16 protein-coding genes are annotated in these 21,095 nt (G+C 72.8%); 12 read left to right on the top strand and 4 right to left on the bottom strand.

Translation table 11 applies throughout. The annotated features are described in order from the left end of the window. Positions 1-24 precede the first annotated feature (24 nt). Positions 25-936, top strand: coding sequence for an SGNH/GDSL hydrolase family protein (locus tag B0I32_RS19440; protein ID WP_106241195.1), 912 nt, complete (start codon positions 25-27; stop codon positions 934-936). A gap of 67 nt (positions 937-1,003) precedes the next feature. Here B0I32_RS19440 and B0I32_RS19435 read toward each other — a convergent pair whose 3' ends face one another. Next, complete coding sequence (locus B0I32_RS19435; protein ID WP_146178227.1) at positions 1,004-2,194, bottom strand: PucR family transcriptional regulator; 1,191 nt, start codon at positions 2,192-2,194, stop codon at positions 1,004-1,006. Between the two features lie 212 nt (positions 2,195-2,406). Then, positions 2,407-2,874, bottom strand: coding sequence for a hypothetical protein (locus B0I32_RS19430; protein WP_106241191.1), 468 nt, complete (start codon positions 2,872-2,874; stop codon positions 2,407-2,409). A gap of 170 nt (positions 2,875-3,044) precedes the next feature. Between B0I32_RS19430 and B0I32_RS19425 the strand changes: the two genes are divergently transcribed. The 9 genes from B0I32_RS19425 (at position 3,045) to B0I32_RS19385 (ending at position 14,567) form a co-directional block, all read left to right on the top strand. After that, on the top strand, positions 3,045-6,557 hold the full coding sequence (locus tag B0I32_RS19425) for an ATP-binding protein (RefSeq protein ID WP_106241188.1): 3,513 nt from the start codon (positions 3,045-3,047) through the stop codon (positions 6,555-6,557). Positions 6,558-6,628: 71 nt separating this feature from the next. Continuing rightward, positions 6,629-9,151, top strand: a complete 2,523-nt coding sequence (locus B0I32_RS19420; protein ID WP_106241185.1) for a glycoside hydrolase family 9 protein — start codon at positions 6,629-6,631, stop codon at positions 9,149-9,151. Between the two features lie 94 nt (positions 9,152-9,245). Beyond that, positions 9,246-9,665: a hypothetical protein gene (locus B0I32_RS19415; RefSeq protein WP_146178226.1), complete on the top strand. Its 420-nt coding sequence runs from the start codon at positions 9,246-9,248 to the stop codon at positions 9,663-9,665. An 81-nt stretch (positions 9,666-9,746) separates the two neighbouring features. After that, entirely contained in the window at positions 9,747-10,457 is a 711-nt protein-coding gene (locus B0I32_RS19410) for a TetR/AcrR family transcriptional regulator (protein ID WP_106241181.1), read from the top strand. Positions 10,458-10,461: 4 nt separating this feature from the next. Next, complete coding sequence (locus B0I32_RS19405) at positions 10,462-10,950, top strand: cupin domain-containing protein (RefSeq protein ID WP_106241179.1); 489 nt, start codon at positions 10,462-10,464, stop codon at positions 10,948-10,950. Between the two features lie 53 nt (positions 10,951-11,003). Then, on the top strand, positions 11,004-11,636 hold the full coding sequence (locus tag B0I32_RS19400) for a TetR/AcrR family transcriptional regulator (protein WP_106241176.1): 633 nt from the start codon (positions 11,004-11,006) through the stop codon (positions 11,634-11,636). 17 nt (positions 11,637-11,653) lie between these two features. Further along, entirely contained in the window at positions 11,654-11,833 is a 180-nt protein-coding gene (locus B0I32_RS19395; protein WP_146178225.1) for a hypothetical protein, read from the top strand. Further along, positions 11,830-13,149 (top strand): MFS transporter, encoded by a 1,320-nt coding sequence (locus tag B0I32_RS19390; protein WP_106241172.1) that lies wholly within the window; start codon positions 11,830-11,832, stop codon positions 13,147-13,149. Before B0I32_RS19395 ends, B0I32_RS19390 begins: the two co-directional genes overlap by 4 nt. Further along, a complete protein-coding gene (locus B0I32_RS19385) occupies positions 13,146-14,567 on the top strand; it encodes a pyridoxal phosphate-dependent decarboxylase family protein (protein WP_106241170.1) in 1,422 nt (473 codons plus the stop codon). Before B0I32_RS19390 ends, B0I32_RS19385 begins: the two co-directional genes overlap by 4 nt. A gap of 43 nt (positions 14,568-14,610) precedes the next feature. Here B0I32_RS19385 and B0I32_RS19380 read toward each other — a convergent pair whose 3' ends face one another. Both B0I32_RS19380 and B0I32_RS19375 read right to left on the bottom strand, forming a co-directional pair. Beyond that, positions 14,611-15,693, bottom strand: a complete 1,083-nt coding sequence (locus tag B0I32_RS19380; protein WP_106241168.1) for a sensor histidine kinase — start codon at positions 15,691-15,693, stop codon at positions 14,611-14,613. Positions 15,694-15,747: 54 nt separating this feature from the next. Beyond that, on the bottom strand, positions 15,748-17,709 hold the full coding sequence (locus B0I32_RS19375) for a family 10 glycosylhydrolase (protein WP_106241166.1): 1,962 nt from the start codon (positions 17,707-17,709) through the stop codon (positions 15,748-15,750). 186 nt (positions 17,710-17,895) lie between these two features. Between B0I32_RS19375 and B0I32_RS19370 the strand changes: the two genes are divergently transcribed. Both B0I32_RS19370 and B0I32_RS19365 read left to right on the top strand, forming a co-directional pair. Further along, on the top strand, positions 17,896-19,428 hold the full coding sequence (locus tag B0I32_RS19370) for a golvesin C-terminal-like domain-containing protein (protein WP_106241163.1): 1,533 nt from the start codon (positions 17,896-17,898) through the stop codon (positions 19,426-19,428). A gap of 91 nt (positions 19,429-19,519) precedes the next feature. Then, entirely contained in the window at positions 19,520-21,025 is a 1,506-nt protein-coding gene (locus B0I32_RS19365) for a sugar ABC transporter ATP-binding protein (protein WP_106241161.1), read from the top strand. Positions 21,026-21,095: the final 70 nt, after the last annotated feature.

The raw sequence follows: 21,095 nt of genomic DNA, 5'->3' as shown, positions 1-21,095 counted from the left end.
CACCCTCTGCCCGAAGGAGTCCTCATGGCGCGAACGGTCAGCCTGCCACGAACGGCCCGGAGCACGGCCCGGCGAAGGGCGCGGAGAACGCTCAGTGTCCTCGCCGCGGCCTGGTTGGTCCTCAGCCTCACCCCGCCACCCGCGCACGCCGCCCTGGCCGAGGTGTACGTGGCGCTGGGCGACTCGGCCGCCGCCGGCCCGCTGGTGCCCAACCAGATCGGCCCCGACTACGGCTGCCTGCGCTCCGACCGCAACTACCCCCACCTGACCGCACGGGCCATCGGCGCGAGCACGCTCCGCGACGTGACGTGCTCGGGCGCCAAGACCACCGACATGTACGAGTCGCAGGACACCGAACTCGGCGACGTGGCGCCCCAGCTCGACGCGCTCAGCCAGAACACGACGCTCGTCACGGTCCAGATCGGCGCCAATGACGTCGGGCTGACCGACTTCATCGAGGACTGCCTGAACCTGCTGCCGCCCCCGATCGGCGACGCCTGCAACGACGACTACAACGCGGGCGGCCAGGATCAGTGGCGGGTCGCGACCGACGCCCTGCGCCCTCGCCTGACCGCCCTGGTCTCCGACATCCGCGCCCGCGCCCCCCAGGCCCGGATCTTCGTGGTGGGCTACGCCACGTACGCGCGGCAGAACGGCTGCTACCCGCGCGTCCCGATCATCCGCGCGGACGCCAACTACATCAGGGCCACGCTGATGTACTTCAACCAGATGCTGGCCGAACAGGCCGCCTCGGCCGGAGCGGGCTTCATCGACCTGCAGACGCCGAGCGCGGGACACGACCCGTGCGCGTCGCCCGGCGTGCGATGGATCGAGCCCTACGTCCCGGCCGCCCCCGCCGCACCCTTCCACCCGAACGCCCTCGGTATGCGCAACTTCGCCACCATCGTGACAACAGCGGTCACCGGCGCCCGCTAAGCCCAGCAGCAGCCTTACGGGATCCCGTGAAGCAGCGGCCCTACCGACATCGACCGGGGCGGCAGTCTCACCGGGATCCGGTGAGGCGACGGGCGGCCAGCGCGGCCCCGATCCGCTGCAGATGGGCCGGATCCATCGGATCGAGCCCCGTCAGGGTGGCGGCCCGGCGCAGCCGGTAGTCGACGGTGTTCGGATGCACGTGCAGCAGCTCGGCGGTGCGCCGCCGGTCGAGCCCGGTGTCCAGGTACGCCGTGAGCGTCCGCAGCAGGTCGGGATTGTCGAGCAGCGGGTCCAGCAGCCCCGCGAGCAGCGCCGTGGCCTGGCTCGACCGGGTCAGCTGGTATTCGAGCAGCACGTCGGCCAGCCGGTAGGCGCCCGGCGGCTGCTCGAAGACCCGGGCCACCTCCAGCACCTCCTCAGCCAGCCGCGCCGCCGCCGGCACGTCGTCCGGCGGCGCCGGCTCGGCCGCCAGCCACACGGGCACGCCCGCCGCCCGGCCCGCCGCCTCCGCCAGCTCCTCGACCGCCGGATCGCCGGCCTCCTGCAACGGAAGGAGCACGAGCCCGCCCGAGGTGTCCAGCGCGGGCAGCACGGGCTCGGTCACGTGCCGCTGCAGGGCGCTCCTGATCCGGTGCAGCTTGCGCCGCCCCGCCACCGCCCCACCCGGCCCGTCCTCGTCCGGATGCCGCCCCACCGCGATGGCCAGCACCAGGTAGCGCGGCGCCAGCCGGATCCCCGCCAGCGCCGCCCGGTCACCGCCGAGCAGCGCCGCCACGGTGGCGTGCATGGCGTGCTGCTCCTGGCTGAGCACACTCTCCCGCTCCTCCAGGTACGCCGTGCACACGGCGGCCGTCACGGACTCCATGTACCGCAGGATGATCCGGTTCGCCTCCAGCACGTCACCCAGATCGTCCGGCCGCGCCTGCGCGAACAGCCGCTCGCACACCATCCGCGCCCCCAGGTGATAGGCCGCGAGCAGCGCCTCCAGCGGCACCCCCTCCTGGGCCCGCCGAACCGCCGACACCCGCAACGGCGCCAGATCAGCCCTGGCCGGCGGCCGCCGATCCCGGAACACCCGGGCGATCAGCCGCAGATTGTGCTCGGTGATGACCGTGATGTCCCCGTCAAGCTCCTCCTGCGGCAACCGCCGGTAGACGGGAATCTGCTCGGCGAACCCACGCACGAGCAGCCGGGCCAGCTTGGCGGACTGCCGCTCAAGCAACTCGTGCACGGGGCACCCGGCCAGAGTGAGAGCCACGCTCGAACACTCCCAGATCGAACGCCATCAATAAAGGCCCCTGAAGGAGCTGGTGGACGCCTACTTCCGCGGGGTGTCGTGGGGCGAGCGGTTCGGCATGACCGTCTCCCCTGAGGGCGGTCAGTCGATCTGGCTCGACTCGCCGGAACGGGTGCTGACGCCGTGAGCCGATCGGCCACCTCGGCGGCGGCCGACCGGCGGGAGAGGGACGGTCACTGGCCGGTCAGCTTGAGCCTGACCGTGTAGGCGTACTTGTTGCTGGACAGGACGGTGTCCTCGATGTGGATGTCCCCGACGCCGAGGTTGTCGCAGTCGTAGCCGAAGGCCCATGCCTCGCCCAGGTTCTGGCCGCCGGTGATGACCGGCGGGTCGACCTCGCGCAGTTCGAAGTACTTGTTCTCCTGCCGCTGGACGATGGTCGACGGGAAGCCGAAGTCCGCCGGGTCGCCGTCCGGCCGCGCGGTGCTCATGTCGAAGTGGCCGTTCTGCGGGAACCAGTTCCCGTCGACCTTGAAGCGGAGCTCGTCGACGCCGTCCTTCTCTCTGGGGTTGCTGAGGTCGATGTCGTAGAGCGTCACGACGCACGAGGACGCCATGGCGTAGGCCGGCGCGGCGGCCACCGCCGGCCCGGCCAGGCCCGCGACGAGAGTGAGTGCGGCGATCAGCTGAGGAGTGCGCATGCTCTGTTCTCCTTGATGTCGAACGCCCCACGGAGGTCGCGGAGCGCGGCATCAGAGTGGCCAGGCCACCGTGAGCACACCGTTAACGCGCAGGTGAGTCACGCAGAACACACCCCGTATGTGCCTTTTCGAACAGTCATCCGGCCGGCTCGCGCCTAGCCTGCTCGGCTATGAGGCAGTCGCTGACCATGCTCCTGCTCGGCTCACCGGACCTGTCCGTCGGAGGGACGTCCCTGCGCGTCCGCTCCGCCAAGACACGCGCGCTGCTCTGCTACCTGGCCACCACGACCGGCCCTCAGCCGCGCTCCGCACTGGCCACGCTGTTGTGGGGCGAGCGTCCCGAGGCCAACGCCAGGGGCAGTCTGCGGCTGGCGCTGTCCGAGTTGCGCGCGGAGGTGGGCGGCTGGCTGGAGATCACCCGTGGGCACGTACGGTTCCGCGAGGCCGGCGAGTACTTCGTGGACCACCGGGTGTTGTCCGGGGCCCCGGCCGTGACCACGGCCTTGCGGCTGTGGCGCGGGGACTTCATGGACGGGGTCGGGTTCTGCGACGCGCCGGCGTTCGGCGAGTGGGTGGCCGCGGAACGGCAGCGGATGCGTACGCTGCTGCGCTCGCTGCTCCCGCCGCCGGGGTCGGGGGCGTCCGACGAGGTGACGCGGCTGGCGCGCATCATGACCGGGCTCGATCCGTACGACGAGGAGGCGTACCGGGTGCTCATGGCGTCCCTGGCCGGGACGGGGAACCGGGCCGCCGCCCTGGCCTGCTACGACGAGCTGCGCCGGCGGCTGGCGGACGAGCTGGGCGTCGCCCCCGCGCCGCGGACCCAGGCGCTGCGGCGGGGGCTGGCGCCCCGCGCTCCGGCCCGGCCCGGCCCGCCTCTGCCCGGCACGGAGCTGATCGGCCGCGACGCCGAGGTGGGCGCGCTGCGGGCGCTGCTGGCGCGCGAGCGGCTGGTCACGCTGCTCGGGCCCGGCGGCATCGGCAAGACCCGCCTCGCCATCGCCGCCACCGCCCCGAATCCCCGTACCGACGCGACTTCGAAGCCCCGAGCCGGCCCCACGACCCCGCCGGGCGCCGGCGGAAACGGCTCACTCGCGAAGACGGCCGGCGGGAACGGCTCTCCCGGCGGGAACGGCTCTCCTGGTGGGAACGGCTCGCCCGGGGAGACGGTCTTCGTGTCGTTCGCCGGGGTGCGGGCCGAGGCGGCCGTGACCACGCTGGCGCGTCGCCTGGACGTCGATCTCGCGCCGCCGCGTCCCGCCCTGGACCTGCTCCTGGCCGACCTCGCCGCCCGCCGCCGGCGGCTCCTGCTGGTCCTCGACAACCTAGAACACCTGCCCGCCTTCGACGCGGTCATCGGCGCCGTCCTGCGCGCCGCCCCCTCCGTACGGGTGCTCGCCACGAGCAGGCGGCGGCTGAGCCTGCCCGGCCAGGCGACGGTCACCGTGGAAGGGCTGCCGGGACCGGCCGCCGAGGCGCTGTTCGCGGTACGGGCACGGGCGGCACGACCGGCGTTCGACCCCGATCGCGAGGCGGCCCCGGTGGCGGCGATCTGCGCGGCCACCGGCGGCCTGCCCCTGGCCATCGAGCTGGTGGCCGGCCTGCTGCGCGCCGTGCCCTGCGCCGCCCTGGCCCGGCGCCTCGGCGCGGACCCCGGGCTGCTGTCGGCCGCCGGGCCCGCCGCCCGGCCTCGGCACGCCTGCATGCGTACGGTCTTCGAGACCTCGTGGCGGCTGCTCGACCCGGACGGGCAGCGGGCGCTGGCGGCGCTGTCGGTGTTCGGCGGCGGGTGCACGCTGGAGGCGGCCCTGGAGGTGGCCCGCACCAGCCTCGGCGTGCTGGTCCGCCTGGTGGATCACAGCATGATCCGGCTGACCTCCGCCGGCCGGTATGTGATCCACCCCCTGATCCAGCAGCTCGCCGCCGAACGCCTGAGCCCGGCGGACCTCCTGGCCGCGCGCAGACGTCACGCCGCCTGCTTCGCCGGCCTGCTCGACCGGCACGCGGACGCGTTGCAGGACGCCTCCGACACCGAGGTCACCGCCGTGCTCGGAGCGGAGCTGGACAACATCAGGCCGGCCTGGGCCGCGTCCGGTGATCCGGATTTCCTGAACCGCTACTGGACGCTGTGCCTGCGGCTGCACCTGTACGAGGAGTCGCGGGCCATCCTGCGCCGGCACCTCGACGGCACGCACGAGAACCGGCTGCTCCGGGCCCGGCACCTGTGGATGGCAGGAACGAGCGAGCACCACCTGGCCAACGACCTGGACGCCACCCGGCTGGCCAGAGCGGCACTGGACACGCTGGGCGAGCCGCTGCCCGAGTCGCGTACCGGCCTGATCGTCACCTGTCTGACCGCGGCCACCCGCCAGACCGCGCACCGCCTCACCCCACCCCTGCTCAGCCTCGGGCGCGAGCGGGAGGACGGTGGGCGGGAGAACGGTGGGCGGGAGGCCGCGCAGGCGCTGACCATGCTGGCCAGGCTCGCCTACCACCAGCAGGACCTGCTCACGATGCTGGCCGCCTCGTTACGCCAGCTCAACGCCGCCGAACGGACCCGGGATCCCGCCCTGCGCGCCGAGGCCCACGCCAACGCCGCCACCATCGCCCGCGTCGCCGGCCTGCACCGGACCGCCAACCGCTACGCCACGCTGGCGGACCGCGCCCTGGCCGAGGTCGGGCACGCCGCGGAGGCCGCGCACCGGGCCCGGCTGGCTCGCGGGCTCGACCAGCTTCATGCGGGCGCGTTCGAGGCCGCCAGGCGTTCGTTCACCGAGTGCCGCGCCAGGACGCTGACGCCGCGCGTGGCGGAGAACTGCACGGGCATGCTCGCCGAGACCGCGCTGTGGCAGGGGGACTTCGAAACGGCGGCCGAGCTGTTCGCGGACACGGCCGAGCAGGCGGCCAGGCGCGTGGGCGGGGACGACATCGGCCGGCACTGGTGCCTGACCGGCCAGGTCGAGGCGATGCTGCGGATCGACGGGATGGCTCCGGAACGGATCCGGCGGGTGCTGGAGGCGGCCCGGGCGTCCACCGAGCGCCGCCGTACCCGGGAGAAGGAGCTCGGGCTGCGGGACGGGCCGGTCATGCGCACCATTCAGGACATGCGCCTGCGCACCGCCACCGCCCGCCTGCACCTGCGCACCCACCACCCCGACGACGCGTTCGGCCCGCGCGCTCGTGCCCTGACCGGCGCGCCCCTGGTGACGGACGACGCGGTGGCGGTGCGGGAGGTGCCGGCCAAGGTGGTGGCCGAGGTGCTGGTGCTGGCCGGGCGGTTGCCGGCGGGGCAGCGCGGCATGCTGGAGTGCTGGGCGGGGCTGGCGGAGCTGCTCTGGGCGCTGCCCGGCCCGCCGGACCGGGCGTCCGCGCGACTGCTCCACGGCCACCTGTCCAGGTACCAGGCCAGGAATCCGGGGGCGGCGGCCAGGATCGGCTGGGCCCGTGCGCTCGTGCTGGCCGTCGCGGGCAGAAACGGGCCGGCCGAAAAGGCGGCTTACCGCGCGCTGGCCGCCGCCGACCGTCTGGCCGCACCGTACGACCGGGACCGGGCCGAAGCGGTCATCCGGCACCTCACCCGCACCGCCACCAGGCAGCCGTCCATCCCGCACCCGGAGATCGCGGCCGGGAGCGGCGTGTCACCGTCACGAGAAAGTTTCAGCCGGGAGTTCCGCGCCCGTTGACGCGGCGGCGAGGGGAATGGAGGATCGGGGTCGCTCCATTGGGAGCGCTCCCACACCCCCTAAGGACCTCCATGACCCGACGCCGGGCCGCCTTACTGGCCCTCTTCACCATGGTCGCCCTGTCCCCCGCCCCAGCGGCCCAGGCCGCCGACGAGGGACCCGAGCAGATCGTGAACGGCACCTTCGACACCGGCACCGCCCCCTGGTGGGGCACCGGCAACGTCACCCTCGCGGTGGACGAGGGCCGGCTGTGCGCCGACATCCCCGGCGGCACCGCCAACCCGTGGGACGTGATCATCGGCCAGAACGACCTCCCGCTCGTGGCGGGCGAGACGTACGCCTACCGGTTCTTCGCCACCGCGACCCCCGCCAAGGTCGGCCGGGCCCTGATCCAGCTCCCCGTGGACCCCTACACGCAGTATCTGTCGGCCGCGCCGGAGATGAGCGTCTCGGGCAACGCCTACTCCTACACGTTCACCCCCCCCGTGTCGCTGCCCGACGCCCAGGTCGCCTTCCAGCTGGGCGGCAGCGCCGAGCCCTGGAGGTTCTGCATGGACGACGTGTCGCTCAAGGGCGGCGCGGAGCCCGAGGTGTACGAACCGGACACGGGCCCCCGCGTGCGCGTGAACATGGTCGGCTACCTCCCCACGGGCCCGAAGAAGGCGACGGTCGTGACCGAGGCGACCACGGCCCTGGCATGGGAGCTCAAGAACGCCGGCCAGGTGACCGTGGCCCGGGGCAGGACCACCCCTAGGGGCGTGGACGCCAGCTCGGGCCAGAACGTGCACACGCTCGACTTCGGCTCCTACCGCAAGCCGGGCAAGGGGTACACGGTGACGGCGGACGGCGAGACGAGCCGGCCGTTCGACATCGCGGCCGACCTGTACGAGCAGCTTCCGGCCGACGCGCTGAAGTTCTACTACACCCAGCGCAGCGGCAGCGAGATCCTCGACCGCCTGCGCCCCGGCTACGGCCGGCCGGCGGGTCACGTCGGCGTCGCGCCGAACCAGGGTGACGTGAGCGTGCCGTGCCAGCCGGGCGTCTGCGACTACAGCCTGAACGTCAAGGGCGGCTGGTACGACGCCGGCGACCACGGCAAGTACGTCGTCAACGGCGGCATCTCGGTCTTCCAGCTCATGGCCGCGTACGAGCGCGACAAGACCGCGTTCAAGGACCGGCAGCTGAACATCCCGGAGAGCGGCAACGGCCGGCCGGACATCCTGGACGAGGCCCGCTGGGAGCAGGAGTTCCTGCTGAGCATGCAGGTGCCGGACGGCAAGCCGTACGCGGGCATGGCGCACCACAAGATCCACGACCAGAACTGGACCGGCCTTCCGCTGCTGCCGCACCTGGACCCGCAGCTGCGCGAGCTGCACCCCACCTCCACCGCCGCGACGCTGAACCTGGCCGCGACGGCGGCGCAGGCGGCCCGCCTGTTCGCCCCGTACGACGCCGCGTTCGCCGCCAGGAACCTGACGGCGGCGCGCAAGGCGTGGGTGGCGGCCAGGGCGAACCCGGAGCGGTACGCCGACCCGAGCGACGGCACCGGCGGCGGCGCCTACAACGACAACGACGTGAGCGACGAGTTCTACTGGGCGGCGGCCGAGCTGTACCTGACCACGAGTGAGCGCGAGTTCATGGACTTCGTGCTGGCCTCGCCGCACCACACCGGCGACATCTGGCGCGAGCGCGGCTTCGACTGGGGCAACACGGCCCAGCTCGGCCGCCTGGACCTGGCGACGGTGCCGAACGCGCTGCCGGACCGGGACCGGGTCCGCAGGTCGGTGGTCGAGGGGGCCGAGAAGTATCTGGCGGTCCAGCGGGCGCACCCGTACGGGCTGGCGTACAACCCGCCCGACTTCGACTGGGGCTCCAACAACCTGGTGCTGAACAACATGGTCGTCATGGCGACCGCGTACGACCTGACCAGCGAGGAGAAGTACCGGTCGGCCGTACAGGAGGGCATGGACTACCTCCTCGGCCGCAACGCGCTCAACCAGTCGTACGTCACCGGCTACGGCGAGGTCGCCTCGAAGAACCAGCACAGCCGCTGGTACGCCCACCAGCTCGACCCCGCGCTGCCCAACCCGCCGCGCGGCACGCTGTCGGGCGGCCCGAACTCCAGCATCCAGGACCCGCTCGCGCAGCGGCTGCTGCAGGGCTGCAAGCCGCAGTTCTGCTACGTGGACGACATCGAGTCGTGGTCGACGAACGAGCTGACCATCAACTGGAACTCCCCGCTGGCCTGGGTCTCCGCCTTCCTGACCGACGACGGCGGGCGCTCGGACTGCCGGGTCCGCTACTCGGCGCACGGCTCGCACACGTTCACCGCGCAGGTCGTGATCGAGAACGCCGGCAAGCACAGCGTGGACGGCTGGGACCTGCGCTGGTCGTTCCTGAGCGGCCAGCGCGTCCGTGACGGCCGGGGCGCGGCGCTGTCGCAGTCGGGCTCGGTGGTGACGGCGAAGGCGCTGGGCGGCCACGACCGGATCAAGCCGGGCAAGTCGGTGACGTTCGGCTTCACCGGTACGAACGCCTCAGGCCCCAACCCGGATCCCGAGGTGTTCCACCTCAACGGCGCCCGCTGCGGGTAGCCGTGAGGGAGTCCCCTGGGCGTCGCGGGACACCCCGCACGCCCAGGGGACGCGTTCCGGTGAGCCGATCGCGGCCGGCGTACGTCGTAGGGGCATGAGGATCTGGCGAATAGTGCTCCTGCCCGTGCTCCTCCTGGCGCTGAACACGTCCATGGCCCCGGCGCAGGCGGAGGTCGCGCCGAAGCGGGCGCTGGTGGACTTCCGCAAGCAGGGCGGCTTCGCGGGGCTGAACGACCGCGTGATCGTGTACGGCAGCGGGTGCGTACGGCTCAGCCGGCGGACGGGGCCGACGATCGACAAGTGCCTGACCGCCAAGGAGCAGCGCAAGCTCCGCGGCCTGCTGCGGAGTCTGCGGATCGGCGGCTCGGAGCGGCCGCCGCAGGGAGCGGACTTCATCAAGTACACGCTCGCGTATGACCACCACAGGGCCTCCCGCTACCGGCTGCCCGGGAGCTGGCAGCCCGTGGTGCGGCTGCTCGATCAGATCATGGAGAAGTACTGGGCGCCGGACTAATTACGAAACCCCGGTTGCGTAATACGCCTCTCGCGGGGTAGCGTCTTTTTCGCTACCCGAGTTTCGAAAGAGAGGCGTGACATGACCCCGCGAGGCCGGCCGCGCAGAGCCGACGTGGACGAAGGCGTGCTCAGCGCGGCCACCGAGCTGTTGCTCCAGCGTGGCTACGCCGGCCTGTCGCCGGACGAGGTGGCCGAGCGGGCCGGGGTCGCCAAGACCACGCTCTACCGCCGCTGGCCCACCAAGGACCACCTGGCCCTGGCCGTGGTGGCCAGGCTCCAGGCGGGCGACGAGATCACCGACAGCGGCGACATCCGCCGCGACCTGCCCGCGTACCTGGAGAAGATCGCCGCCGGTCTCAACCGCATGCGAGCGGCCGGCCGCGGCGGCGCCGCCTCCGACCCGGCAGGCGGCGCTGCCCCCGCCGGCGACCAGCCTGACGACCGTCCAGGCGATCAGCCCGACCGCAAGGCCGGCGACCAGGACGAACCCGACGACGATCGCGGCGCCGGCACGGTGGCCGAGCTGGTCGCCGCCGCCGCCCGCCATCCCGACGTCGGCGCGCTCGAACGCCGGATGTACGCCGAGCGCAACGCCCTGGCCCACGCCCTGCTGCACCGGGCCGTCGAACGCGGCGAGCTGCGCCCGGACCTCGACGTCGAGGCCCTGTTCGACCAGCTCGCCGGCGCCCTCTACTACCGCGTCCTGATCACCGGGCTGCCGGTCGATCGCGCCTACGCCGAACGCCTGGTGGACACCGCGCTGCGCGGTGCCGCCGTACCGAAGGAGTAAGACCATGACGATCTTCGACCCCACTACCGCCGCCGTGATCCGTTCCGTGGACGCCGAGGTCATCGGCGGGCCGCCGAGCACGGGCCGCATGCTGCTCGACTCCAGCGCCACCGGCGGCGCGCTCAGCACCGTGCGCATCACCCTCGGCGAAGGGGCCGACGGCGCGGTGCCGCACACCCACACCACCGCCTCCGAGCTGTTCTACGTGCTCGACGGCCGGGCCCAGGTGCTGGCCGGCGAGAAGGTGGTGACCCTGGAGCAGGGCGACGTGGCCGTGGTGCCGCCCGACGTCGCGCACGCCTTCGCCGCCGCCCCCGGCTCGGAGGCCGACCTGCTGATCGTGATCACGCCGGGTGTCGAGCGCTTCGAGCACTTCCGCCTGCTGGCGCGGCTGAAGACGGGCGAGGCCACGCTGGAGGAGCTGCTCGAGTCCCAGGAGCGCTTCGACAACCACTTCCTCGACAGCCCGGCCTGGAAGCTCGCGCGGACCTGAGGTCTCCATCAAGCGATTGACCGAGAAGGGGTGACCGAACTACCTTCGGTGGTATGACACCCGGCGAAAGCACCCAGGCCGGCCTGATACTCAAGGTGGCCACACACCTGTTCGCGGCGCTCGGCTACGACGGCACCTCCACCCGGCAGATCGCCGAGGCCGCCGGGCTGAACATCGCCACCGTCAACTACCACGTGGGCGGCAAGCGCGAGCTGTACCTGGCCGTCATGGAGCGCGCCCACCAGGCGGAGAAGGCGGCGCTGGAGACGGCGCTCGCCCGGTTGCCCGGCGCCGCCGACCCGGTCGCCGCCATCCACGGGCTCACCGACGACTACCTCGACTTCTGCGTGGACAACCCCGAGGTGCCCGCCCTGTGGATGCACCGCTGGCTCTCCGACGCCAGCGACATCACCGAGCTGGAACGCCAGTACGTGCAGCCGCTGCTCGCCACCGTGACCGGCGCGCTGCGGCCCGCGGTCGAGGCCGGGCTGATCTCCGATGAGGTCGACCTGGAGTACACCGTGTGGACGGTGATCTGGTCCGTGCACGGCTTCGCCAAGGGCGGGGTGCTGGACGCCGAGGGCCGGCGCAGGGGCTCGGGCGACCGGGCCGCGCTGCGCCGCTTCCGCGCCCACCTGCACGCCAGCCTGCACCGCACCCTCGGCCTCCCCGGCGACCCGAGGTGAGGCGGCCCGGCCGGCTGATGATCCGGCCCGACCGGCCGGTGATGCGGCGCGGCGGGCTGGTGCTGCGGCGCGGCGGGCTGGTGCTGCGGCGCGGCGGGCTGGTGCTGCGGCGCGGCGGGCTGGTGCTGCGGCTCGGCGGGCTGGTGCTGCGGCTCGGCGGGAGCCGCCGGCCCGGCCGGCGCCGGCGCCCGCGGTGAGCCGGCTCGGGAGGGGCCGGCTGCTCGGTTACGGCGTCGGCTCCGTCGGGACCGGCGTGTTCTCGGCGGTTCCCGGCCTGCTGCTCCTGTACTACCTGACCGACATGCTCGGCGTCCCCGCCGCCGTGGCGGGCGCCGTGCTGGTCGCGCCCAAGATCTGGGACGTGCTGCTGAACCCCCTGGTGGGCGCCGCCAGCGACCGCGAGGCGGTGCGGACCGGCCGCAGGACGCGCCTGCTGACGGCCGGCTCGGCCGCGCTGCCGGTGGCGTTCGCGCTGATGTTCGCGGTGCCGGGCGACGTTCCAGGGGCGCTCTGGGCCGGGGCGGCGTTCCTGCTGGCGGCCACGGCCTTCGCCTGCTTCCAGGTCCCGTACGTGGCGCTGCCGGCCGAGATGTCGCCCGATCCGGGCGAGCGGACCAGGATCATGTCCTGGCGGGTGGTGTGCCTGACCGTGGGCATCCTCGTGGCCGGCGGCCTGGCCCCGGCCGTGGTCGATCTGGCCGGAGGCGGCCGGGCCGGATACGCCGTGATGGGCGTGACGATCGGCGCGATCATGGCGGCGGCGCTGGCCGGCTCGACGCTGGCCACCCGCTGGGTGCCGTCCAGGCCGGGGCCCAGGCAGCTCGGCCCCGTGGCGGCCTTCCGGCTGGCCAGGGGAAACCGGCCGTTCTTCGTGCTGCTGGCGGCCTTCGTGACGCAGGCGCTGGCCGTGGCGGTGATGCTGGCGGGCGCGCCGTACGTGGCGTCGTACCGGCTGGGCGACTACGGGCTGACGTCGGTGATGTTCGTCTGCCTGGTCGGGCCGAGCATGCTCGCGGTGCCCGGCTGGGCCTGGCTGGCCCGCGTGCACGGGGCGGTGCGCTGCTACCTGGCCGCCTCCGTCGGCTTCTGCGGCGTCGCGGTCGCGCTGATCCCGGCCATCGCCTCGGGCGGGCTGATCGCCACGCTGGCGCTGACCGCCCTGGCCGGGGTCTGTTACGCGGCGCTGCAACTGCTGCCGCTGTCGCTCCTGCCCGACACCGTGCACGCCGACGCCGCCCGTACGGGCCATGCCCAGTCCGGCGCGTTCACCGGCCTGTGGACGGCGGGCGAGACGGCCGGGCTGGCGCTCGGACCCGGGCTGTTCGCGCTGGTGCTGACCCTGTCGGGATTCACCTCGGCGCCGACCGAGGCGCCGGTCGCGCAGCCGCCCGGCGCGCTGACCGGGCTGCTGCTCGGCTTCACCGCGCTGCCCGCCCTGCTCATGCTGATCAGCCTGCCGTTCGTCGTCAGGTACGGAAGGCTCACCCCCACGAGAACGAAGGAGGCCGCGTGAACCTGCCCCCGGCCGGAAGGACCACGGAAGACCTGCTCGCCGAGGTCGCCCGGCTCAAGGAGCACGACCTGCCCGTACGCGGCGGCCAGGTGACCGCCTACGTCTACGACACCGGGCGGGCCGAGGTGAACGACGCCGCCACCCGGGCCTACCTGGAGATGCTGGAGGTCAACTGCCTCGACCCGACCGCGTTCCCCAGCGTGGTCGAGATGGAGCGGCAGGTCGTCGGCGCGGTCGCCGACCTGCTCGGCGGCGGCCACGGCATCTTCACCAGCGGCGGCACCGAGTCGATCATGCTGGCCGTCAAGGCGGCCCGCGACCAGGCCGGACGCGACCGCCCCAACCTGGTCCTGCCGGTCACGGCCCATCCGGCCTTCCACAAGGCGGCGCACTACCTCGGGGTCGAGGTCGTCGCCCTGCCGGTGGACCTGTCGACGTACAAGGTGCGCGCCGACGACGTCGCGGCGGCGATCGGCCCGGACACCGTCCTCGTCGTCGCCTCCGCGCCGTCCTACCCGCAGGGCGTGATCGACCCGATCGAGGAGGTGGCCGCCGTGGCGTCGGCGGCGGGCGTGCCGTTCCACGTGGACGCGTGCGTGGGCGGCTGGCTGCTGCCCTGGTTACGTGAAGCGGGGGCGACGGTGCCGCCGTTCGACCTGTCGGTGCCCGGGGTGACCTCGATCTCCTGCGACCTGCACAAGTTCGGCTACGCGCCCAAGGGGGCCTCGGTCCTGCTGTTCGCCGATCCCGCGATGCGGCGGCGGGCGTACTTCGCCTCGGCCGCCTGGCCCGGGTACACGATCATCAACGCGACCGTGCAGAGCTCCCGGTCGGCCGGCCCGCTGGGCGGCGCCTGGGCCACCCTTCAGGCGCTGGGCCGGCAGGGGTACGCGGAGCTGGGCCGGGCCACGCTGGAGGCGACGACCAGGCTGCGCGCCGGCCTGGCCGCCATCCCCGGGCTGCGGGTGCTCGGCGAGCCCGAGTCGTCGCTGGTGGCCTTCGCCGGCGACGGCGTCGACGTGTTCGTGCTGGCCGACGAGGCGCGGGCGCGGGGCTGGTTCCTGCAGCCCCAGCTCTCGTACGCCGGCATCCCCGCCAACCTGCACATCACGGTCACCGGGGTCACGCTCGCCGGGGTGGAGGCCATGCTCAAGGTGATCGCCGAGTCGGCCGAGGCGGCCAGGGAACGCGGGCCCGTCGTGCTGCCGGAAGGGCTGGTCGAGCTGGTGGCGGGGCTGGACCTGGACGCCGTCGACGACGCGTCGTTCGCCGAGCTGAGCGCGTCGGTAGGGGTGGACCTGCGGCCGGGGGCGGGGCAGCCGGAGATGGCGATGGTCAACGCGGTGCTGGACGCGCTGCCGCCCGCCTCGCGAGAGGACGTGCTGGTGCGCTTTCTGTCGGTGATCTACGGCTCCTGAACGCCCTCCGCTTCAGGCGGCCGGGAAGGGGCGGCGCACCGGTTCAGGCGGCCGGGAAGGTGGCCTCGACGTGGAAGCCGCCGTCCTCCAGCGGCCCGCTCTCCAGCGTCCCGCCGGCCACCTCCACCCGCCGCCGCAGGTCGGTCAGGCTCGGCCCCGGCCCGGCGACGCTGACCCAGGCGCCGGGCCGCCCGGCGGAGTTGCGCACGCCGATCCGCACGTAGCCGGGCGGGTAGCGGACGCGCACCCGCACGTCCGCCCCCGGCGCGTGCTCGCGCACGTTGGCCAGGGCCGCCTCGACCACCAGGTACGCGCTGCGCCCCACCGGCCCGGGCACCGGCACGGGCGTGCCCTCGACCGACAGCTCGACGGGCACGCCGGCCTGCGCCGATTCGATCACCAGGGGCCGCAGGTCCGGCAGGGGCAGCCCCAGGTCGAAGCCCTCCCCGGTGCCCCGCCGCAGCAGCGCGGTCATGTGGCGTAACTCCTCCAGCGTCTCGGAGCCGGTCGTGCGGATGTCCTCGGCCGCCGCCCTGGCGCGTTCGTCGCCGGCCGCCAGAGCCATCGCGCCGGCCTGGAGCACGATGCGGCCGATCCGGTGGGTGACCACGTCGTGCAGCTGGCCGGCCAGGCGCTCGCGTTCGATCCGCTGTGCGCGTTCGGCCAGCTCGGCGCGGAGGCGTTCCCTGACGGAGACGTACAGGCCGTACAGGACGGCGAGCGCGATCACCGCCTCGGACCTGGCGACGAGCCCGAACCGGTCGGGCAGGGAAAGGACGCCGAGGGCCAGCACGAGCACCGGCAGCCGGCGGCAGAGCGGGCGGCTGTCGCGCGCGTACGCCACCGCGGCGTAGGCGGCGAACGGCCCCAAGGGCGGCCAGAGCAGCGTGTCCGGTGGCGGAAGGGGCACGACGGACGGCGCGAGCAACGACAGGGCGGGCACGGCGACCGCGATGCCGGCCCCGATCCAGGCCACGACCAGGGGCGCCCGGCGCATCCAGAACACCGGCAGCACCCCTGCCAGCAGGAGCACCAGGCCCGTGCCCGAGTAGCCGGCCACAGGCGTCAGACCCGCCGCGGCCAGGGCCGCGACCGCGTCGATCGGCCGCGGGCGGGCACCGTCCACGGCCTCATCGTACGATCACCCGCCGTACGTGCCCACCCCTACTTTCGTAGCCGGTCAGAGCCGGGTGATCCGGACGGCGTCCGCGATGACGTACCCGGTCGTGGCGGTCCAGCGGCTCACCCCGACCACGTTGTACGTGCCCGCGTCCAGCCGGTACGTGCCCAGGCTGCGCCAGGCGCCACCCCCCGTGCGCTGGTCGAGAGTGACCGTCCGGTTCCCCCCGGAAGCCGCGACGATGTACGGCGTCGCGCTGTTGTAGCCGGGATCGGCCGGATGCCACACCTCCACCCGATAGTCGCCCGCACTCGGGACGGCCGCGCTGAACCAGGCCGGATCGCTCGCCGCGACGGGTTCGGCGAAGCGGTAGTCGGCGCCGTGGAGCTGCGGGGAGTAGGTGGAGGTGCCCCAGGCCGAGCCGGCGGCGAACCCGGGCCCGGCGTTGTCGATCACCACGCTGAACGCGCCGCCGCCGCCCTGGCCGACGGCCTTGCCCGCGCTGGGCGCGCTCTCCTGGTGGGTGCGGTTGAGCGCGGCCACGTAGTAGGTGTAGGCCGATCCGCCGGCGCCGGTGTCGGTGAACGTCTTCTGCCGGGTGGTCCCGACCAGGTTGCGGGCGTCGGCGAAGAAGCACGGGTCGGCGCTCGTCGGGCTGCCGTCCACCCGGTAGACCGCGTACGACGTGGCCGAGCCCGTCCAGGCGAGCTGGACGCCGTTCGAGCCCCGCGTGGCCGAGGTGATCGACGGCGCGGCGGGGGCGGCGGCCGTGCCGCGGGCCGGCAGCAGCGCGGGCCTGGTGTAGTGAGCGTTGACGACCCTGGTGAACGCGCCGATCCGGTCGGCCCTGACGTCCTTGGCGCTGAAGAAGATGTCGCCGGCGACCTCGGGATGTTGCCGGTTGTCGGTCAGGTGGTCGCTCAGCTCGGCCGGGTCCTGCCAGGCGGCGTCCTGCCCCGAGGCGCCGGCGCGGTAGGCGGCCTGGCCGACGACGAGCTGCACGCCCGTGCCCCGGACGACGTCGGACCACCAGGCGGTGAGCACCTCGTAGGGGGCGGTGGCGAAGCCCATGTGCCAGTAGATCTGCGGGGCGAGGTAGTCCACCCAGCCCTGTTTGACCCACTTCCTGCTGTCGGCGTAGATCGCGTCGTACGACTGCAGCCCCGACGTGCGCGAGCCGAGCGGGTCGGTGCCGTTGTTGCGCCAGATGCCGAACGGGCTGATGCCGAAGGACACGTGCGACTTGGCCGCGTGGATGCGCTGGTCGAGCTCGCGGACCAGCAGGTTGACGTTCTCCCGCCGCCAGTCGCCGACGTTGGAGAACGAGCCGCCGTACTGCGCGTACGCCGCCGCGTCGGGAATGGCCTGCCCGCTCACCGGATAGGGGTAGAAGTAGTCGTCGAGGTGCACGCCGTCCACGTCGTACCTGGAGACCGCGTCCATGATCGCGTCCTCGATGAAGTCGCGTACCTCCGGAATGCCCGGGTTGTAGTAGAGCTTGCCGCCGTAGGCGAACCGCCAGCCGGGATTGCGCCGGGCGGGATGGCTGGAGATCAGCCTGGACGGATCGTCGTGGTTGGCGATCCGGTACGGGTTGAACCAGGCGTGGAACTCCAGGTTCCTGGCGTGGGCCTCGGCGACCATGAAGGCCAGCGGGTCGTAGCCCGGGTTGCCGCCCTGGGTGCCGGTCAGCCACTGCGACCACGGCTCGTACGACGAGGGCCAGAACGCGTCCGCCGTCGGCCTGACCTGCACCACCACGGCGTTCATCCGCTTGGCCACGGCCAGGTCGAGCCAGGCGCGGAACTCGGCCTGCTGCGCCGCCACGCTCAGCCCGGTGCGGCTGGGCCAGTCGATGTTGGCCACCGACGAGATCCACATGGCCCTGAGCTGGCGCTTCGGGGTGGCGGGATCGACGGCGCAGGCGGCTGCGGCGGCGGGGGTCGGCTGGGACGGGGCCACGATGCTGACGAGTGCGGCGGCGGTGAGCGCCGCCATGAGGGTACGCAGGAGCGCGGTCACGAAGGGAAGTTTCAGTGCATTCGTCGACGAGCGCAATAGTTTTCAGCAGTTTCACGGGGGCCCAATCTCGGACGCCACATGACAGGGCGAAAAGTTTCACCTAACTCAGAGTTAATGTCAATTATCGACATAAGTCAGAAGCTGCCGTAAGTTGCACCCGTCACCTGTGAACGAGGAGCACCTCACATGACTCTCGCCCGCACGCGATTAGCAGCCCTCGCCACCTCGATCCTCGCCGTCATCCTCGTCGCCGCCGGCCAGCCCGCCTGGTCCCAGGCGAAGGAGCCCGCACTGCCGGCCGCGTTCGCCAAGGCCGCCGCCGCGCACGACGTACCCCGTGACCTGCTCGTCGCCCTCGCCTACGCCGAGACGCACCTCGACGGCCACGCCGGCGAGCCCAGCGCCAGCGGCGGCTACGGCGTGATGCACCTGGTCAGCAACCCGACCAACCACTCGCTCGAACGGGCCGCCGACCTCACCGGGCTCCCGGCCGACAAGCTCAAGTCGGACGACGCGGCCAACATCCTCGGCGGCGCGGCCGTGCTGCGCGCCCACGCCGACAAGCTCGGCCTCGACGAGAGCGCCAGGAAGGACGCCGGCCGCTGGTACCAGGCCGTCGCCCAGTACGGCAACGCCGCCTCCCCCGAGCTGGCCCGCCTGTACGCCGACGCCGTCTACGAAGGGCTCGGCCTCGGCATCGACCTGCGCGGCGTGCGGGTCAAGCCGCAGGAGGTCACCGCCGACCGCGGCGACCTGGCCAAGGCCCGCGACCTGAACGCCCGCGGCGTGGACGCCCAGGCCGCCGTGGCCAGCCCCGACTACCCGCCGGCCGCCTGGGTCGCGGCCAGCTCCAGCAACTACCGGGTCTCCAACCGGGAGACCAGCTACAACATCGACAAGGTCGTCATCCACGTCACCCAGGGCTCGTACGCCGGCACCATCTCCTGGTTCCAGAACCCGAGCGCCCAGGTCTCCGCGCACTACGTGGTCAAGTCCTCCAACGGCGCCATCACCCAGATGGTGCGCGACAAGGACGTCGCCTGGCACGCCGGCAACTCCTCCTACAACAACCGCTCGATCGGCATCGAGCACGAGGGCTTCGTCAACGACGCCTCGTGGTTCACCGACGCCATGTACCGGGCCTCCGCCGCGCTCACCCGCGCCCTGTGCGACAAGTACGGCATCCCCAAGAACCGGACCGGCATCATCGGCCACAACGAGGTCCCCGGCGCGACCCACACCGACCCGGGCTCGCACTGGAACTGGACCACATACATGAACTACGTGACCGGTGGCGGCGGCACCCCCTCGTGGACCACCACGGTCGACAACGCCACCTCCGGCCAGTTCACCGCCAGCGCCAACTGGGGCACCTCCACCTACTCCGGCCAGCGCCACGGCGCCGACTACCGCTTCGCCGACCCGGTCTCCGCCAGCGACCCGGCCTGGTACTCGGCCACGATCCCCAGCGCCGGCACCTACCAGGTCGAGGTCTGGTACCCGGCCGACACCGGATACAACAGCTCGGCGCCGTACATCGTGGCGACGGCGGGCGGCAACCAGACCGTCTACGTCGACCAGCGCTCCGGAGGCGGGGCCTGGCGCAGCATCGGGACGTTCTCCCTGAACGCCGGCACACAGAACGTCGTCGGCGTGAGCCGGTGGACGTCCGGCACCGGTTACGTCATCGCGGACGCGGTCCGCATCAGCAAGCCCTGACCACCCCTCGGTAACACGGCCCGCGCCCGACACCTCCCGGGCGCGGGCTCTCCGATGATTCACCACTGTCCGTAACGGATAATTACATTATGTGAGTGGGGAGGAAGTTCTCAGAGCGGAAGGCCTGCGTAAGGTCTTCCCCGGCGTCGTCGCGCTCGACGGCGTCGACCTGAGCCTGCGCACCGGCGAGGTCCACGTCCTCCTCGGCGAGAACGGCGCCGGCAAGAGCACCCTCATCAAGATCCTCTCCGGCGCCTACCGCCCCGACGGCGGCCTGGTCCGCATGGACGGCCGTCTCGTGCACCCGCACTCGGCCGGCGACGCCCAGCGGCTCGGCATCGCGACCATCTACCAGGAGTTCAACCTGGTGCCGCAGCTCACGGTCGCGGAGAACCTGGCGCTCGGCCGCCCGCCACGCAGATTCGGCTTCGTGGACGTCGCCCGCATGGAACGCGACGCCGCCCGGCTGCTCGACCGGGTCGGCGTGGACGTGCACCCGCGCACCCCGGTCGCTCGTCTCGGCATCGCCCGCATGCAGATGCTGGAGATCGCCAAGGCCCTGGCGCTGCACGCCCGCGTCCTCATCATGGACGAGCCCACCGCCGTCCTCACCACCAGCGAGGTCGCCAAACTCTTCACCATCGTGCGGCAGCTGCGCGACGAGGGCGTCGCGATCGTCTTCATCACCCACCACCTGGAGGAGATCGCCGAGATCGGCGACCGGGTGACCGTACTGCGCGACGGCAGGTCCGTGGCCGAGGTCCCGGCGAACACCCGCCGCGACGAACTCGTCGGGCTCATGGTCGGCCGGCCCATCGACCAGCAGTACCCGCGCCGTCCGTCCCCTCGCGGCGAGCCGCTGCTGCGGGTGTCCGGGCTGACCCGCGCGGGCGCGTTCGACGACGTGTCGTTCGAGGTACGCGCGGGCGAGGTGGTGGGCGTGGCCGGGCTCGTGGGCGCGGGCCGCACCGAGGTGGCCCGCGCGGTCTTCGGCGCCGACCGCTACGACTCGGGCGAGGTCGTCGTCCGCGGCGAACGACTGCCGCCCGGCGACGTGCACGCCGCCATGGAGGCGGGCCTCGGCCTGGTGCCCGAGGACCGCAAGGGCCAGGGGCTGGTCCTGGGCGCCGGCATCGGCGAGAACCTCGGCCTGGTCACCATGCGCGACGCCACCCGCGCCGGCTTCGTGGACCGGACCCGGCTGCGCACGGCCGCCGCCCAGGTCGCCGAACGGCTCGGCATCCGCATGACGGGCCTCGACCAGGAGGTCCGCACCCTGTCCGGCGGCAACCAGCAGAAAGTGGTCATCGGCAAGTGGCTGGTGGCCGACGCCCACGTCCTCATCCTCGACGAGCCGACCCGGGGCATCGACGTCGGGGCCAAGGTCGAGATCTACCAGCTCGTCAACGCCCTCACCGACTCGGGGCACGCGGTGCTGATGATCTCCAGCGACCTGCCGGAGGTGCTCGGGATGAGCGACCGGATCCTGGTCATGGCCCGAGGCCGCCTCGTCGGCGAACTCCGCGCCACCGAGGCCACCCAGGACGACGTGATGGCCCTCGCCGTCACGGAGGTGGAGGGCTCCCGTGCCCACTGACACGCATGCCCTCGCGCACCGACCATCGACCGCCACCTGGTTGAACGACGTGACGGCACCGGCCACCACC

The organism is Nonomuraea fuscirosea (genome assembly GCF_003001935.1).
GTDB lineage: Bacteria > Actinomycetota > Actinomycetes > Streptosporangiales > Streptosporangiaceae > Nonomuraea > Nonomuraea fuscirosea.
This window is presented reverse-complemented; position numbering and strand designations above follow the sequence as displayed.